This is a genomic window from Neisseria gonorrhoeae, from assembly GCF_003315235.1.
Classification (GTDB): domain Bacteria; phylum Pseudomonadota; class Gammaproteobacteria; order Burkholderiales; family Neisseriaceae; genus Neisseria; species Neisseria gonorrhoeae.
Map to the genome: position 1 here is coordinate 115,970 of NZ_QNRU01000003.1, position 16,409 is coordinate 132,378.

A 16,409-nucleotide genomic window follows, 5' to 3' on the forward strand; every position below is an offset into this window, starting at 1 on the left:
AAAGTTACGGATGTACAACCCGGTAAAAAAATCTCCACTTCCTATGGGCCTGCCTTGGTCTTAGAAAAAGGTGAGAATGGCTTAATTAAAATTCAGCCAAGCAGAGGCAATGAACGTTGAATTACAAGTGATAGCATTCAAGTAACCTATAAATAAAGGAGAAGTATCATGATCGGATTCGTAAAATGGTATAGCTATGAGAAAGATTTTGGCTTTATCTTTGGTGAAGATGGTCATGAATACTTTTTCCGTAAATCCGCCGGTTCAGATATACCAGGGCAGATAGTGAATTTCGAACCATTTGAGCATAGTCGTGGGCTGCGAGCGCGAAAGGTTAGTAATATACATAATCCTGATCCTCAACAGATCCAAAAATTGAAAACCTTATGCAAAGACTTTCAGAAAGTTGAAAAGCAACCCATGTCTAAAAAATACAACTTGCTTTCGGCAGCTATATTATCGCTGTGTTTGACTATGTTCATAACACTGGGCTTTTTCTACATCTTAGCCGGCTTTTTTGATACTGATAGGGAGACTAACATAGTTTTGCTGTTTGTCTTCCCTTCGGTAACTTTTTCCGTGCTGACATTCTTTCTGAATAAGTTATTCAGGAATATGAAACCGGGGTCTGATGCTGATGTTGTCACCAATAATGATTGGTTAAACGATTTCTGGGAGGATAGGCGTCGGCACTGTCCTTCCTATTCACATCATCCGAGCAATATTTGGCATTTATCTGAGGATTGATTAATTTATAACCCAGCTTTTTCCAATCTCAATTGCAATATATTTCATCGATCAAATGACGATTAATAAAAAAAACAGGCAGTTAAAAGAACTGCCTGTTTTTTTAATCGTCTCCTAGAACCCCCTCAATTGCTTCAAGGGTTTTATAAAACACAGTCTTTGCCTCGTCTGACTGCAATTCTGTACCGCCACTGAAACTTAACCGTACATTGCAGTCATCCAAAGTCGAAGATTCTTCAATTTCAATGACAATATGGGCAATGCTCATGATATGTACCCCTCTCTATTTGATTTTACCGATTTCATTTAAAGTTTTTCCGCGATAGGCACTCACAGGTAAAATTTTACCCGATGGAGAGTACAGCATGGCATCAAGATGCGGGCCTGTTACTCCGCCACTGGCTCCAAGATTTCCGATTTGCTGCCCTTTACTTACTGTTTCACCAAAACGCAGCGGGCTGGCACCATTCATGTGAGAAGCCCGATACCTTACGCCATTTGGCGCTTCAATTACGACAGTGTGTCCCCAGCCGACGGTTTTACCGTTGACTGTATTCGCTTGATAGCGACTTTCCACTACTCTACCGCTAAACGGTGCCAGCAATGGCGTATTGATAGAGCCACGATAGTCTTCGCCTTTATGATTTATGACTTTCTTCAAAATAGGGTGAACCCGTTTTCCAAATGGGCTGATGATAGTATGTGCGTCCGGTAATAGTGGACCCAAAGTTTCATTTCCTGAGCCATATGACTTTGCCCCATTGCCGCGATAGCCGATACCGGGCGGGGCTACTTCTTTGGGCGATAGTTACGAGAACCACTTCCCGGTCGCCCTTCAGTCTTGCCATATTTATTTTGCGCCTGGACATATGCTTTATCGGAAGAGAAAGTTTGTGTAGCACCCATAACAAAAGTGTTTACATGTTTGAAGGTGTCTTCTCCTTGAGCATGCAGTTTGTTTGTATTTTCTTCTTGTTTTTTCATACCTTTGTCAAAAAGCTTCTGATTAAAGTTCTTCGCATCTTTGCTTCCCTGTTCTAGTTTTTGTTGCCAACCGTCAATATTTGCTCGGGCTTCATTTCTATTAACGCCATTTCCGTCAGCTTGAGCCTGGATAGTGGCAAAAGTGCTAGATTTTTGGCCGTCTATCCCAGACTTATAACTACTATAAGCAGCAGCCACATTATTAGTGGGGCGATCATCGGGACTAATCGGTCCTGTACTGTCAAAACGGGTACCTTCAGCTTGCTGTCTTAAATTTGAAGCTTGAGCAACTGCTGCATTCATTGCCGCAGCTGCTACAATAGACGGATTATTGTACACCTGGCTGTAGGCTAGACCGTTCTGATCAGCATATTCTCGAATGGCTTTTGCGTTATCAATACTAACAGTCGCACCGGATTGTGCCGTACGGGAAGCAGCTTCGCGATAGTTTTGAGCCTCGTTATAGCTTTGTTGTTCGCTGATACTGGCCTGATGTGCTTTGTTATAGCTGGCTTGAGCTTGAGAAGCAAGGCTGCTACTGTCAGTTAGAGCTTGAGTAAACGCATTACTTTGACCAATATTTTCAAGCATGCTTCTTGTAATGCTGACACCCTGGGATTCAAGGGCTTTGGCTGTTTCGCTAATATCATGTGATAGTTTGTTTGAAGATTTACCTTCACCCCTAATAGATGCTCCTCCACTTACTGTAGCACTAGCCTGTGGCCCGGCTCCCTTAGATCCAGCTGTCACACCACCTGCCAATTGGGCTCCCAAATCAAGCGCAATAGAGCTGACTGTCTGTACATCGTTGCCCATACCGTTTCTTTGAGCAATATCTTTTGAAGATTGCAAAATTTGATCCAAAGCTTTAGCGGTAGAACTACTCATGCCATTGGTAACTGCATAATTCGCACCGTTTTGACCGACAGTTTGTATGCCGAAAGCCAAAGTTTGCGTATTACCCAATGTAGTTTGTTCAACTGAAGACGCAGCATACTGTTTGGCTGCCGTTATGCTTCGGTCGGCTGCTTGAGTGTAAACATCAGACATACTGACAGTAGAGGTAGATGAGACATTGCCAAAGCTGTCCCCCCTTGCCTGATAGCGATTTTCACCAGTTGCCATATTCCGCCATGATGTTCCGGCTGCAGATTGAGCAGTCATCATTTGAGGATCGGTATATACAGGGTTTAAGCTATGTTTGTTGGCATTGCTATTGTTGTAGTTCATATTGCCGGCAGAGTAATTCCCCGACCCTACTTGGGAACCCGCTGCTTCACCGGTTGATTTGGCCGATGAAGTCATGCCCATCATGCCGTTCATCAGGCTGCGTCCGCCCATGGCAAGAGCACCCGCGATGACCGGAATCAGCCACATTGCAGCCCCAGCAGCTGCTTGTGCATCGGCTGCTGCCATCAATAACGTATCACCTGTTCCCGGTGTAATAACGCCGTTGGCGGCTTCCACGCTAAACAGACGCTTCGCATTCATAGTCATAATCATATTGATGATACTGGCTACGGGTGCCCAAAGCTGAATCCATAGCATACTCATCATGTAGAAGCTTAATAACCGGAATGCCATGATGCCACCCAACATGGCGAGAATCATTACAAAGGGGAATAAACCAATCAGAATGGCCTCAGCAGCAGAACGAATCAAGGGAAGATTCCAACTTGCCATTGATGAGCTGGTTTTTTGGGCCGCAATATACTGATTACGAGCTTGAACTTGAGCAAATGCCTGCTGTACGGCAGCCGGATTTCGGTTGCGTTGGCCATTGATAATGCCTGCTTGACGAATAACCTCAACCATCGCCGCCTGTTCGATATTTTTCAATGTATCGAAGCGGGAATTGTCCAGCAGATATTGGAATGAGCTATTGCCTAAGGTAACCAGGGCATTTACCCGGTTTATTCCTGCCGAATTTGTACCCAAACCTGCAAAAACACGATCGGCAATGTAGCCGGGCAAGTAATTTTTGCTATAAAACCGGGTACGGTCTTTTAGTTCTTTTGCCGCCTCATTGCAGGTCATGGTCTTTGATTTGCCGTTATACTGCAACATGTTGCCTCTTCTTGAGGCGATCTGCGATACATTGGTAAACAAGGCTTGGTTGGTATGGGTCAATGTAGCCAGAATATCGGCACTCTGTGCCAGATCCTGCACGTTATAGAAGTGATACAGGTTCATATCAAAGAATGAACACTGATGCATGAACAGTGCCCAGTCTTGAGTCAGTTGCGCGTCCGGGATTCGTGCTTCACGGATATTTTCCATCAGGCGCGTTCCGAACAGCATGCCGGTGCGTGAGTAATTGAGGTCGTCCGGCAGGTGGTTAACCTGCTCGGCTTTGCGGGTAATACTTTGGCCAAAAGAACTGACAAAGTAGCCCATATAAGCAAGGCCGACTGGTACATTGCCGACAGTATATTGACGGCCTGTATATCCATACCCACCTGATTCAGTAATGAGTACAGTGGTTTTAGGGACCATCATACCCATCCAACAAAATAACACGACAAACAAATAACTGAAGTTATCCTTCAAATCCAATTTGAAGACTGCAACAGCAAGAGTGACCAGGAATCCAAATAAGGCAGCAGCCTGCATTGCGCCACCCATCATCGTAGATCCTGATATTGTGGCAACGCCATTGAAAACCGCCCGTACAGCTTCTCCGTTACCAGGGAAAGTAAAGTATTCGACAGCCATCATCTCTCCTTAGAAACGGTTCATCGAATCAAAAGTCATGGAGTTGTTGGTATCCACAAAGGCTGAGCGCCATTGTGTTTCAAACTGCTCCATAGCCCTCATCATGCTTTCTTCGATCTCGATTTTCTTCATTGAGTCAATGCGCTCCTGGTAAATTCTGCTTCGCAATTCGCCAAGGTTGGCAAACAATTTTCGAACCGCTTCCCCGCTGGCATCGTCTGTCTTGTTATACATACCCAAGGTCGAGCGTACCTGGCGTTCCGATTGGTCCAAAATATTGGCCATAATATCAACGGCAATCGCATCTAAAACCGCTGTTTTTTTCAAATAGCCAGTTCCAAGGAAAGCATCTGATACAGCCATTTTCAGTATGGGCAATTTACTGTTATTGACAATGGCAGCAATCTGCTTGCGCGTAGATAAATTCCAACCTTGGTTATTCCTTATTGCAGTCGGAAGCGTTTCAATGCGTTTGTGAACCATGTACCGCAAAGAAGGTATTTCTACATCATTTTTCTCAGTGCAGTTCTCCATTAATTTCTTAGAACCGTCTTTGCACGTCCACATATCCAATACAACCTTCTCCCGGATTTCTCCCCCGGCATTGTTTTTTCCGTTTAAAAGATCTTGGATGCTGAGGATTTTTGGTTCGAAACTTTGAATACCTACTGTGTATTTGTCCTTATCCCCTTCATGTTGTGTTAATGGAGTGAACACAATTGTTCCCAGCATGCTGTAATAGAAGTCCATGTCGATACCCAGTTTCGAGCGTTGACCCGTATAGTTCTTCATGGCCTCATAAGTCAAATTACCGCCGGTAAAGCTAATCGTATCTTGGGGTTTTCCGGTGTTTCGCACCTTATCGGCTTCATGAACAAGGTTTTTAGCGGCCTGACAGTACCAAGTACCTTCTGCCGGGTCATTTGACGAACCCGAATCAACTGATGCGGCGCGACAATTTGAACTGGCCAACGAACCCAGTTTTCCCATTGCGCCGCCGACAATATCCTGACTCAGTTTGCAACTGTTTAAACTGTTTTGATTAACATAATTGACCAAATCACGAATACCGCCAATTGCATCTTGGATCATCGGATCAAGGGCCTTAAGTGCCAGGTCAAAGGCTACACCTGCTGCGTTATTGCCCAGGTTTCGCGTAAATTGGATGAATTGTTCTTTATTGACAAACGAGAAAGAGCCGGCAAAGAAATCTATACCGCCGCAACCGGCACTGATTGAAGGTAATTGAATATTCCCAAGGCTGATATCCGACACCGGAAAGCGAACGCTCATACCGCCTCCCGTATATAGGCTGCCGCTTTGACCGTGGAACGCACCTGCTTCAGTATAATTGGCTTCCGCTCCCATTGAGTTAAACATGTCAGCCATGTTCTTCTCTATGCCGGCACTACTATTGATCGGAAGGGCCAGCGATGCCGCCAAGCATAGATATTTTGCAGAGGAAGCACAAACTGCCGACACTTTGGCCGGCTTCGGAAATCGAAAGATGTGAAATTTCATAACCGCTCCATGAAGCGGTTATAGCAGGGAAATCCTTACTATAACCAAGATAAGTTACAGTAAAGACTTGAGATTAAGGGAATCTTATTTTACCTGAAATATCCGCGTTGTCAACCGGTTAATACATAGAAATATAAATATTGAAGGCCCCGTATAGGGCCTTTGATTTGATTAATACAATGTCCCGACAGGGCGGGAATACGCTAAGAAACGATCCTCAAGCGTGGTTTGCGCCATCACCCCAAATCCAATGGGTGTAAATTGCTTGGTTTTTGTATCCATGACGTACATTGCAGGTACAGTAGTAATATTCAACCTTTGGGCAATACCGTTGTTCGGCAAAGCACGCGGGAAGTGATTAATACCTCCGCCATCGAGACTGACCGGCATAACCTTAATACCGTATTGGTCGGCAAAGTTTTTCAAAATCGGCGCCATGGTATGACAGTAAGGGCAATCCGATTTGAAAACAAACATAATGCCGTTCTCTCCGGCAAGTTTTCTAATTGCCCCGGCCTTTTGTTGCTGACGGTTATGATCATATTGTTGCTGGGCCAGTTGGTTGTTCGGACGACCGCGCTGGCTGTAATCCAAATTTGGGTTTTGCCAAATTACCCTTTGCCATTGATCGGCAAATGCCGCAGATTTGTTCATCACAACCTCTTGAAGTTCAATATATCGCTTCAAATTTTGAGGTGTGGGGTTCATGACGGCAATTTTACGCGACTCATCCAAATTTCTTTGCAGCATTTCAAATTCTGCAAGTTCATTACGAACCGGAGTATTTTGAGGCCGGTTTTGTCCGGCTTGTTTGGGCTTTTTAGCATCCGGATACCATAAGAAAGCACGGTTTTCGTTTTTCCAGATATCTTGGTCATACCATCCCATGCCATCATCCGCAGCTCGCAGATTGGAGGCGTGCAGGCTAAATATCAGCATGACGGCCATCCGCACTCTTTTCATTTTTTACCACCGTTCTTTCTGTTCGGGCACGCCCCGATATCCATAATTTCAGACGGAAAGGTTTGCGACAGTGCGGGCGAAGTATGGAATGTCAAGCGAACCCTGTTGCATCCGGGTTTGTTTTTAATTTCTTCCATTCTGACCGCCTCGACAAAAATAGGTATATCCTGCCGGAATTTCTGTTTGACGGCAGCTGCAGCACGGCCGCTGAAATACCCTTTTGCCGAACCGTGACGCATTGCCAGCGCAAGCAAGGCATCCGGCTTGCCGTCAGGAAGCGGGATGGAAGTCCTTGCTAGAGCTTCTGTTTTTTCCAAAGCGATACCGCCGGTATAAGGAAGGGATGCGGCAAGTGCCATACCTGTAAAAAACATACCCGATACAATACCCGCCGACGCAGCCAACCAATTATTGATATTCATAATAGTTCTTCACTTCCAAATTTTTCCCATTAACGGATGCCTCCCTGATTTTTTGTGAAACCTTTTGCCCCTGCTTGGCCACGTTGTCCATGTTGGCATAGATTTCTTCATAAAACCCGGACAGATCAAGTTTGGAAAAGTCTAACTGTTCCAATTCCTGTGCGGTAAATCCTTCGCATTTCGGGTTCTCCGGCGTACCCCAACCCCGTTTCAATTGCTCTTTGCCGCCGACATTGACTATTTTGGCTAATTTGGAAATGAAACAGCACTGGCTCTCTATCATTGTTACACATGCCCCCAATATTTTGCTGCCGCAATAAGAACCGACATAATGGCACAAATCTGCTTTACGCTTCATGGCAACTAAAATTTCACTTTGCGGGCACTTCAACCACTGTTGGATGGCGATTACGGCAATAGCAGCCGCAAATACGGCCGGGTTGAAGCCGACAATTACCCCCATACCCTGTTGTCCCGCAGCAGAGAAACCCAACGCACCAATCTGAGATGTTCCGGTAATACCGCCGGCCGCACTCAGGGCCGTACCCATTGCCTGTGCTGCGGAGCTGACAAACATAGTGGTAAACGTATAATGGCTGGCAACGCTGGCCATAAAATACGTTGTTGCCATAGTTGTCCCTGTCTGTACCGCGAAGTCAACAAATTTGCCCGGATCTGCTTTTGTTCGACAGCAGTCTCCGCCGAATACGCTGTCTAAAGCACCATCCAGCTTGATAGAGCATTGCCCGGCTTCTCCATTGAAAAAACGCTGTTTTTCGGGATCATAAAACCGTTGCGTCTCACGGGCGAATTCCATCGTCGTCATAGTTTTGGCAAAATCCCGATCCTGACAACCGGATACCTCTTTGGTTGTCTCTCCTTTTTCGGTACATTCAAACTGTTTTTCTCTGGCTTGACAGGTACCGTCCGGCAGCTGATGCGTACACTTGTCCCCAATCAGACGGCATTGGTCTGAGGATGTATAAGCGCTGCATGTTTCGGAATCGCTTCCGTCCGTACATTGCACGGTGCGCCTTTCTTTCCAGCAATCACGTGTAACGGGTACGCCGTTGATGGTCTTGGTACTGCCGGGTTCCAAACACTCTGTTGCAACTGCTTTACATTTTTTTCCTTGTACCTGACATGACGACTCATCCCATTGCGAACTAATCAGATGGGTATGCTCCATTTCTTCGACTTTGGTCGGAAGCCTTCCTTGATGTAACGTTCTCAAATCCACATCGCAAGAATACTTGTGCGTGTAACGCAAACACTCCCCCTCATTCGACTGCTCCAAACAGGTTTGTCCCTGTACTTCACATTTTGCCGAAGGGTCTTTTAACGGTGCGCAATAATCGGCAGAATCCTTCTCAAGGCACTGATACTCTTCTTTGTATTCCCAACAGTCTTTAGTTACGTCGACCCCGTTGATGTTTTTGGTCGACGGGCCATCAACACAAACGGAAGACGTCCGGGTACACGCTGCACTTTCCCTGAGTGCAGCAGCAGACGCTGAAGTGATTAACATAAAGTGGCAGATCATAACCAGCAAAGACGTTATAGCCCTCATTGTTTTACCCTCTTCTCATACTCCGAACAACTGTTTTCCCATTTATCGTGACAAACGGGCTCGCAGTATTGGTGTACATTAAAGAAGATAGCATTTTCTCCGCCGCCTCCGACAACGGTGCGGGTCCAAATGGTATTTTTGCCCTGATGCAGATACGGCCGTATGTCGATGTTCAGGTTTTTCCTCCAGGATTTACCTCTTTCAGCGTTACCCAACCGAGTACCTTCCTCATTACGTACCGGTGCAAACCTTCTTCCTATAGGAAATCCATCTTCATCTTTTGCAGTATAATCTACCGCAAACATCTGATTGTTATAGCTGCTGTACACAATTTTGCCGTTGACTTTGACAATCAGCCAATCATCGTACTCAACCCGGCTCAAAGTAAACAGCGTCAGTTTTTCCGGATTTTTCACATTGAGCGTCATCTCCCGATCATATTGCCCGTCACGCCAATAGTTGTCGCCAATAGTACCGAACATCAGCCTGTGTGCGCTTCCCGAAGCCGTCAGCCTGACCGTCATATCACCCTGCAGGCTGCCTGCTTCTATACCCGAACGGGTACAGTTTGGTCCTGATTTCTCGCATACCACCTTTAATTTCTTGCCGCATTGATACTGCTGGTTTCGATATTTGCTCTCCAGGCAGGAATAGTTCCAGCCGGGATCGACATTGACCTTAAGGGCCGCCTCGCACAAGAACATCTCTGCGCCATGGTATTCATTGCAACGTTTGACGGTTTTTACCGCAGGAACGGTAATGGTTTCCGTAGGACATGCCGACGAGGGAACTGTGCCGACGCTGCCGTCTTCATTGACGGGATATTTCCATTTGTATTTTTCCAGTGTTTCTGCCGGATCGCCTGCAATTTTCTGCGTGCCTTTAACCAACTTTTCATTTGAAGATATGGTTACATCGGGCCGCTTGGTACGGCTTCCTGCAATCAGGTTTACACCTTCGCATTCTTGACGAAGATAGAGATCCGGATTGGCAGGCAGATTTTTACAGTCGTTGAATTTGGCGTCACCAAACTGAGTCGGAAGAGAAACTCCGCCACCGTAATACTGTTCAGCCATTGGTACGTTGTCTGTATATCTTGGGGTATATTGGGCAGGCTGCATCATGTTTGTTGCAGTCCCGGCCCCCAATTTTCCCAGTTCGCCGACGTAACTACCGTAATCTGCAGCAAAGGCCGTCTGCATGAGGCCAAATACAGTTAGATAAATGGCATGTCTTTTCATTTTCTGCCTTCCAGAACGGCTAATTTCGCATTTGCAATATCGGAAAGTTTTTTGTCTTCAGACTCACGGATCAAGTGTTCTAACGCCGCATGCAAGGACACATCACCCTTTACGGCAACATGTTCCGTACACATCCCCAATTCTGAATTTACAGCGCAACCGTCTAAACCATCTTCGCTGTTTCGGGCGATTACCGTAACAGGGACTTCGGTGATGCCGTAATGGTCGAAGAGTTCGGGATGAATCAGCATATCGCCTTGCAAAGCCGCAAGTTCTTCGGCCGCCTTAACCGTGGCTTTCAGTGAGTCGTCTTTAAACCCGCGGATAACCATTACCCCGCCTGCCTTTGCCGTTTCACGGGCAATGCGTTTCAAGCTGGCTTCGGGCATTGAAAATGATACGAATACCATTAAATCCGCTTTTTCCGCAGCCTGTCGGGCTTCTTGTGAGGCAGTGCGGTATTTTTGTGCGATAGACATCGGATCAGCCTTGATTTTTGCATTTCCGTAATCACGAACATCGGGCACACGGTGCTTGATACCTTTCAAATCCGGAATTTCAGGTTGCTGCCGATTGTCACCCACATTTGGGTTTTTAACTCGGGTAACTTTACCCATGGTTGTACGCAGACGGTTTCGCGCCGCCTCTACATCCGCATCGGCGTAAGCACTGCCTACTCCGGCCAAACCGCCCAAAAGAATGAGGAAGACGCCTCCGGCTACGATGACATTGCGTAAAGACTTGTCCATCACTCCATCTCCTGTCAATTAGTCTTAAATTTATATGCACCGCAGCAGTCGCGCTTACGGAAAAGCTGGAAAGCAAACTGATTACCTTTGTATGGAAATGCTTTGCCGCTGTCTCTGACTAATGTTGAACGTCCAATAGGCTCACAGCAACGGCCTCTGAATTTTCGGGCGGCCACCGGATAGGTCATAGCCATTTTATAGTTCTGTTTATCCATTACGGGATTAAGTTTGTACCCGCATAAAGCATCCCTGCCTGATGTCCTCCAAGCTACTAAGTCCCTGTGCATTTTTGTCTGAATTCTAGCCGCCATCAATTTAGCGGCCTGCACTTCGGAGAAGTGGCCGGACATCCATCCTGACAAAGGGTAAATCGTTCCGTGGCAACCTGCACACCAATACAATTTATTGAATGGAAAGCCGGCGGCCGCTTTAACACAGTCAGCCGCACAGGCTGCTTGTGCAACCACATTGGCAAAGAGCGCAGAATCAGGGGCTTGATAAACGGCCAATGACGGATATTTCCAAGTGGGATCAAGTTCCGTCATCCAACCGATATCCAAAGTACCTTTTTCCATACAATCGTTGTCCAATAAGGCTTCCAACCAAAATACGACCGGATTTTTATACCAATGAACTTGATAAAAGGCATTATGCTGATCATGTTGCTCGTTACGACCACGCTTATGCGAGCCGCCAAAAAGATTTTGAATCTTATTGGATACGTCTGCTTTACCTGTTGTTTCCGCCGTATCTGCTTTTTGATTTTTAAGTGAAATACCGCCTAGGCTAACCATACAGAAGGGGGTGCGTACGACTTCTACCAAGTGTGTGGGTTCCCAAAATGATACCGTCACGCCTGAACGGCTCGGGTGCGTACACGAACAAAACCAATTGTTTGGAGAAGAGCCGTTATCCTCTTGATTATCCATATTCAGATTGATTTTGCCGCCGATTTTGATTGGGAACATACAGCTCCAACAAATATCATTTATCGGATTAAGCATCTTCCCCTGGCAGGTTAATTTATTCGGTATCGGAGCAGTAGGAACAGCTTCAGCGGCGTGAGATATAGAAAATAATGGGAGTAGTAATAACGGAATCAGTAATTTCAGCGGTGTGACAAATATTTTCACGGTTTCATGACCTCTACACGGAGCCGGCCCCCTTCTTGGGAGACCAAACTTGGAACTTCATTCAGCTGAAAACTTTTGGACATCCGCCCTTCTTGGTCGTAATAAACCGCCTGATCCATTTCTACTGATAACTCATACCAATTGCCTGCAGTCAGAATAGGCATGAATGATTCGCCATATTCTGCTGCAAGTTTCTTGGCCAGTTCGATTTGGTCAGGTTCCCGGCCGTCAAAGAAAAACATTTTGAATGGGATTGGGGCTGCTTCCAAAGGTTTGACAACAGTACCGGCAGGAGCAATAATTTGACCGTCTTGGTCATAAATTGTTTCGGTTAAGGTATAACTTGGGTCGAAGTATCGAACAGAGCCTTTAGTTGCCTTCGCCAGTCCTTCCAAGGGCTGTAGATTTAAGGCGGAGCGATTTATTCTATCTTGGACCTCTTTCTGCATTGCCGCCAATTGGCCGCTGTCTTGTTTAGCTTTCAAACGCGCTTCAATTTCGCGGATTGCATGTTTTTCCGCTATTGGGTATGTGGTGCCGATTTTGTCGCCAACCTTCTCGACAGAGGGTGTCGAAGCGGCTACCCATGAGGAAATTCCGGTTGCAAGTATTACTAGCGATGCGACTGAAGCTATTTTTTTCTTGTGGGACATACTCACTCCTAAAAAATGGGGACCGCCTTACCAATAATTTGCCCTGAATGGATTAAGCCGGATAATTCATATCGACTGTCCAAGCTGTCTTTGTGCCCTGTTTTAACCCACATGAACCGTTGTGGAATTTCCCCTTCGAATGGGTTGATGGCCAGCTTCATGCCATCCAGGGAGTATTCTTTTGCAGTACCTACCTCTTTCCCATCTATGAAAAAAGTACGATTCGCCTTCGTTACATGATTTCCGGGAAGTCCGGCAACCTCTTTGACGACCTGCGTACCAATAGGGTAAAAACCACCTTGCCATGCAAAGGCCACATAATCGCCCTGCTTCAGATCACTTAGCTTGTTCGCATCTTTTTTGATGAAGTAAAGATGGTGAGGCAAGGAACGGGAAAGATTAAATGCCAAAGCATAATGTTGATTGAATGCCGACAAGCAGACCGCAACTGCTAAAAAAGGGGTTGCATATTTCTGACAAAACTCCCTATAAAGACGTTTCATCACTGCTTTGTTGCTTTCTTTTTGTGATATTTTTATCATTGCCTCAAACATTAACGATCCATTTCTTCTTCAGTAACCGGGGTGCCTTTACCCTCTTCGGCCATCGGTTTCGGAATTGTCTTTTCAACTTGTTGATGTACCGGTGCCGCCACTACAGCTGTGGCCGGGACACGCTTATCCAACTCTTTCATAATGTCAGCAGTAACATCAACCACCTCTGTGTTCCGTCCGACCAATGCAGATTTGACAAAGATGTTACAGCCGCACCGAATTACCTTTTCTTCGATAACCTGTTGCAAGGTATTCATCTTTGCTTGGTAGTTTTGGAGGATCGCGGCTCGTTGCCGGTCGGAAATTCCATTCTGCAGTCCTTGATTCTTCGCCTGTTCCCGGTAAGTCATGGAGATACCGGCCAAATCTACAATATGGACCGGTTTCTCATGGGTTTTCATGAAATTCCATACGCCTAATGCCAATGCGGCAATAGAAATTGCGCCGATCACAAGGCTGCCCAATGAAACCTCTACGCCGTTATCCTCCGGATTCTTTTCCGGAGCGGTATTTGCCGTGTTTTCTTTCTTTTCTTTTGCTTCAGTCATCTTATTAATATCCTATCCTCTGCCTAATTAGCGGGTTGCGGCACGGTCCCTTAAAACTGCTTCAATGGCCTCGGCTGTATTCAACCCCTGATTTCTGTAATGGTTCACGGCTTCAACGTCTTCCGCTTTTGAGCTTGAGGCAAGAACGTTGAATGGGTCCGAGTACAACCTACCTACTCCATAACCTATCGGGGTAGAGACAAATATTTCACTGTAGTAGTCAGTTTTGCTCAAAGTTCGCAGAATCTGCATAATCCCGTCATTGACTTCAAAAGGTTCTTTGTCTTGAATGGTTTTGAGCGATTTAGCCCCGGTACGCAATTGGAAAACAAAGTCGGCATTCTCTAATGCCGCCTCAGCCGCCTTAGTCTTGTAGTAGTCATTTGCACCTTGCGTCAGAGTGCCGCATGCACCTTTGTACTTACGGACACGGCGGTAGCCTTCCTCAATAAAACGAGCGGCTGTACCCGTGTCGCCCAACAAAGCCCAAGCCTCGTCAATCATCATAATTTTGTACTGGCTTCGTGATAGGTACATGCCCTGCATAATGCGGTACATAATCAGCTGCATGATGATCTGTTGCAGATCCGGTTTGGTTTTTAACTCTTCAAGTTCCAGTACGACCAGGTCATTTTTAAACTCGACATTCAATTTTCCATTGAAGTAACTGCCGTAGATACCTTCCGAACAGTATGTGTACAATTGGTCGGCAACGGCCACCATAGACAAATCTCGTTCACCGGGCTTTCCTCCTTCATTACTGCCGGTAATCAAACACTTGAGACAGCGTTCCCTTACATGATCGACCGTGCCTTCTTGTCCGAATTCGTACCATACTTCTTCGATTATCCGTTGAAGCTTGGCTTCCTGCTGTTCCGTTAGGGAGTCTGACGGAGAGGCCATCAATGAGAAGATTAGTTTCAACATCTCAATATCTTCGTTGATGTCCGTTACCATTTGGAATGGCGGGAAGCACAGGCCTGCTTCATAGGTAAATTCAATATACTGCCCGCCAATCATTTGGCAGAATTTTTCATACGAACGGCCAACGTCGATAATCCATACCTGAGTCCCCAGCCCCATGTAGTTGCGCACAATTTCATTGGCAAAAAATGATTTGCCGGAACCGGAAGCGCCAATAATGGCAAAGTTATAGTTACCTGCCGGGTTGGCAAATAAGTCGATTCCCATGGCCTGCCCGCGTTTTCCGAACAAACCGATGACAGGTCTTCCTAAACCGTGCCACTCGCCGATAACGGGAGACATACAGACAGCATTAGTCATGGTTTTGGTTGACCATCTTTTCTTACTGTCCAAATATTTCTCAACCTCTTTGTCGATAGCCATTGGGAGGGCAGTCAAATATGACCCCAGTTGAAGATATTGGTCACGATAAAGACCGAAGCCCTGAGCCTGCCAAATCGATACCGCCTGGCTTTCAGCCAAGTTAATGTTTTCGGGACGCTCCCAAATGACAACTTGGTGCAACAAACTCACCAGACCGCCGCCGCCTTTGCCGAACGCTTCTAGGCATATGTCGTAATCACGTTTGATTTTTGCTGCCTCCGGCATAACTGCGGCCATCTTGGATTCCGCCGTTTGTTTGGCGCGGGCCGCTTTCAGTTTTACGGTATTGCTGGAAGTGTCATAATCACGCTTGAACATCGCCATGGAAATCAGAAATGGTGATGTGTAATTCATGTTTGCCTCAATGACATCACCAATCAATGCGCCCATATTGGACAGATGAAACTCTTCAGGGTAGCGATTGGCAGAATAGCATTGAGCAATCACGCAATCCCCCGCGGCACGGTTGCCAAAACGCAGCCCCGAGCCGCTATCAAGAACCTTGATAGATGTGCGGGTCTCAATCATTTGTTCACTCAAGAACTTGGTTTCATCCCAAACAGGATCGATTTCATCTTGTTGTCCGGTAAACATCCTATTAGGGTTGAGTAGGAGCGTTGTCCAAGCCAATAAATCGTCTGCATTCCAAGTTCGGCCGTAAATCTGCATGGAGCGGAGTGAATCGCGCATGCGGGCAAGGAGCGAAACCGCCTTGCTGACTTCCACTGCATTATCAGGTGGAATATTCAAATTTACGCTGAGGATACAGCGCAGATTTCGTAAACGAATGGCCGTATTTTCTACCAAGACCTTCTGTGTACCCTTATTCCAAAATTCAGTACGTTTTTTGGCCAAAGTTTCGAAAGTGCTTCGCATCGGATCGTCTATAGGTCGTGATGCTTGTACTTGCTCATATTCCTTGAAGTAATTTCTTAAATCGGGGGAGCCGAAAATTTGAACCTGTATCGGCGTCTTTTCAGGAAGCAGCGCATACAGGCTGCCCCACTTACCGATCAGGTCGTCACTGCCGCCTAAAAATGGGTTAAGTTCCAGAATAAAGCCCATGCCCAACGGTTTGTCGCCTTTAACGGACATCAGCGTAAACAACTCTGTTTTGGTATCGTATGCACCGTAATTGAGATAGTCGCTCAAATGGTCAAAGTCAGGATCGACAGGGTTGTTGTGCAAGGCTTCCATCGGTTGATCGACATCATCCGAACCGGCCAACCAATTTTTAAATTTTGACAGGACGCCCATTACAT

The 16,409-nt window shown here is 46.2% G+C and carries 15 protein-coding genes; 1 reads left to right on the forward strand and 14 read right to left on the reverse strand.

Translation table 11 applies throughout. From position 1 onward, the window contains the following. Positions 1-168: 168 nt before the first annotated feature. Entirely contained in the window at positions 169-747 is a 579-nt protein-coding gene (locus DFR77_RS02720; protein ID WP_047924215.1) for a cold shock domain-containing protein, read from the forward strand. A 103-nt stretch (positions 748-850) separates the two neighbouring features. Here the strand turns inward: DFR77_RS02720 and DFR77_RS13270 are convergent, their stop codons facing one another. The 14 genes from DFR77_RS13270 to traC all read right to left on the reverse strand — a co-directional run bounded on the left by DFR77_RS13270 (position 851) and on the right by traC (position 16,404). Further along, positions 851-1,015 carry a hypothetical protein gene (locus DFR77_RS13270; RefSeq protein ID WP_002255588.1) on the reverse strand — a complete coding sequence of 55 codons (165 nt, stop codon included), beginning with the start codon at positions 1,013-1,015 and terminating at the stop codon, positions 851-853. A 15-nt stretch (positions 1,016-1,030) separates the two neighbouring features. Then, a complete protein-coding gene (locus DFR77_RS02725; protein ID WP_080282892.1) occupies positions 1,031-1,474 on the reverse strand; it encodes a M23 family metallopeptidase in 444 nt (147 codons plus the stop codon). A 62-nt stretch (positions 1,475-1,536) separates the two neighbouring features. Further along, a complete protein-coding gene (locus tag DFR77_RS02730) occupies positions 1,537-4,449 on the reverse strand; it encodes a conjugal transfer protein TraG N-terminal domain-containing protein (protein ID WP_170123222.1) in 2,913 nt (970 codons plus the stop codon). Positions 4,450-4,455: 6 nt separating this feature from the next. Beyond that, the gene (locus DFR77_RS02735; RefSeq protein WP_003693144.1) at positions 4,456-5,967 is read right to left on the reverse strand and encodes a conjugal transfer protein TraH; all 1,512 of its coding nucleotides are present in this window, start codon (positions 5,965-5,967) and stop codon (positions 4,456-4,458) included. A gap of 171 nt (positions 5,968-6,138) precedes the next feature. Then, entirely contained in the window at positions 6,139-6,915 is a 777-nt protein-coding gene (locus DFR77_RS02740) for a thioredoxin family protein (RefSeq protein WP_012503632.1), read from the reverse strand. An 11-nt stretch (positions 6,916-6,926) separates the two neighbouring features. Beyond that, on the reverse strand, positions 6,927-7,352 hold the full coding sequence (locus DFR77_RS02745) for a hypothetical protein (RefSeq protein ID WP_003693140.1): 426 nt from the start codon (positions 7,350-7,352) through the stop codon (positions 6,927-6,929). Next, complete coding sequence (gene traN / locus DFR77_RS02750; protein WP_226876101.1) at positions 7,339-8,880, reverse strand: conjugal transfer protein TraN; 1,542 nt, start codon at positions 8,878-8,880, stop codon at positions 7,339-7,341. Before traN ends, DFR77_RS02745 begins: the two co-directional genes overlap by 14 nt. Positions 8,881-8,918: 38 nt before the next feature. Continuing rightward, positions 8,919-10,163: a hypothetical protein gene (locus DFR77_RS02755; protein ID WP_003693135.1), complete on the reverse strand. Its 1,245-nt coding sequence runs from the start codon at positions 10,161-10,163 to the stop codon at positions 8,919-8,921. After that, the gene (gene trbC, locus DFR77_RS02760; protein WP_003693132.1) at positions 10,160-10,912 is read right to left on the reverse strand and encodes a type-F conjugative transfer system pilin assembly protein TrbC; all 753 of its coding nucleotides are present in this window, start codon (positions 10,910-10,912) and stop codon (positions 10,160-10,162) included. Before trbC ends, DFR77_RS02755 begins: the two co-directional genes overlap by 4 nt. 14 nt (positions 10,913-10,926) lie before the next feature. Further along, positions 10,927-12,045 (reverse strand): TraU family protein, encoded by a 1,119-nt coding sequence (locus tag DFR77_RS02765; RefSeq protein ID WP_003695266.1) that lies wholly within the window; start codon positions 12,043-12,045, stop codon positions 10,927-10,929. Then, positions 12,042-12,698: a hypothetical protein gene (locus DFR77_RS02770; protein ID WP_003693128.1), complete on the reverse strand. Its 657-nt coding sequence runs from the start codon at positions 12,696-12,698 to the stop codon at positions 12,042-12,044. The genes DFR77_RS02765 and DFR77_RS02770 overlap by 4 nt, the downstream gene beginning before the upstream one ends. Before the next feature lie 8 nt (positions 12,699-12,706). After that, positions 12,707-13,252 (reverse strand): S26 family signal peptidase, encoded by a 546-nt coding sequence (locus DFR77_RS02775; protein ID WP_003704029.1) that lies wholly within the window; start codon positions 13,250-13,252, stop codon positions 12,707-12,709. After that, positions 13,252-13,800: a hypothetical protein gene (locus tag DFR77_RS02780; RefSeq protein ID WP_003693124.1), complete on the reverse strand. Its 549-nt coding sequence runs from the start codon at positions 13,798-13,800 to the stop codon at positions 13,252-13,254. The genes DFR77_RS02775 and DFR77_RS02780 overlap by 1 nt, the downstream gene beginning before the upstream one ends. A 27-nt stretch (positions 13,801-13,827) precedes the next feature. After that, positions 13,828-16,404 carry a type IV secretion system protein TraC gene (gene traC, locus DFR77_RS02785; RefSeq protein ID WP_003693122.1) on the reverse strand — a complete coding sequence of 859 codons (2,577 nt, stop codon included), beginning with the start codon at positions 16,402-16,404 and terminating at the stop codon, positions 13,828-13,830. Positions 16,405-16,409 lie beyond the last annotated feature (5 nt).

What these genes read in the sequence shown, in the direction of transcription:
- DFR77_RS02735 (WP_003693144.1), bottom strand. Translation starts at nt 5,967, where the DNA reads ATGAAATTTCACATCTTTCGATTTCCGAAGCCGGCCAAAGTGTCGGCA.
- DFR77_RS02775 (WP_003704029.1), bottom strand. Translation starts at nt 13,252, where the DNA reads ATGTTTGAGGCAATGATAAAAATATCACAAAAAGAAAGCAACAAAGCA.
- DFR77_RS02740 (WP_012503632.1), bottom strand. Translation starts at nt 6,915, where the DNA reads ATGGCCGTCATGCTGATATTTAGCCTGCACGCCTCCAATCTGCGAGCT.
- DFR77_RS02780 (WP_003693124.1), bottom strand. Translation starts at nt 13,800, where the DNA reads ATGACTGAAGCAAAAGAAAAGAAAGAAAACACGGCAAATACCGCTCCG.
- DFR77_RS02720 (WP_047924215.1), top strand. Translation starts at nt 169, where the DNA reads ATGATCGGATTCGTAAAATGGTATAGCTATGAGAAAGATTTTGGCTTT.
- trbC (WP_003693132.1), bottom strand. Translation starts at nt 10,912, where the DNA reads ATGGACAAGTCTTTACGCAATGTCATCGTAGCCGGAGGCGTCTTCCTC.
- traC (WP_003693122.1), bottom strand. Translation starts at nt 16,404, where the DNA reads ATGGGCGTCCTGTCAAAATTTAAAAATTGGTTGGCCGGTTCGGATGAT.
- traN (WP_226876101.1), bottom strand. Translation starts at nt 8,880, where the DNA reads ATGTTAATCACTTCAGCGTCTGCTGCTGCACTCAGGGAAAGTGCAGCG.
- DFR77_RS02755 (WP_003693135.1), bottom strand. Translation starts at nt 10,163, where the DNA reads ATGAAAAGACATGCCATTTATCTAACTGTATTTGGCCTCATGCAGACG.
- DFR77_RS13270 (WP_002255588.1), bottom strand. Translation starts at nt 1,015, where the DNA reads ATGAGCATTGCCCATATTGTCATTGAAATTGAAGAATCTTCGACTTTG.
- DFR77_RS02745 (WP_003693140.1), bottom strand. Translation starts at nt 7,352, where the DNA reads ATGAATATCAATAATTGGTTGGCTGCGTCGGCGGGTATTGTATCGGGT.
- DFR77_RS02770 (WP_003693128.1), bottom strand. Translation starts at nt 12,698, where the DNA reads ATGTCCCACAAGAAAAAAATAGCTTCAGTCGCATCGCTAGTAATACTT.
- DFR77_RS02730 (WP_170123222.1), bottom strand. Translation starts at nt 4,449, where the DNA reads ATGATGGCTGTCGAATACTTTACTTTCCCTGGTAACGGAGAAGCTGTA.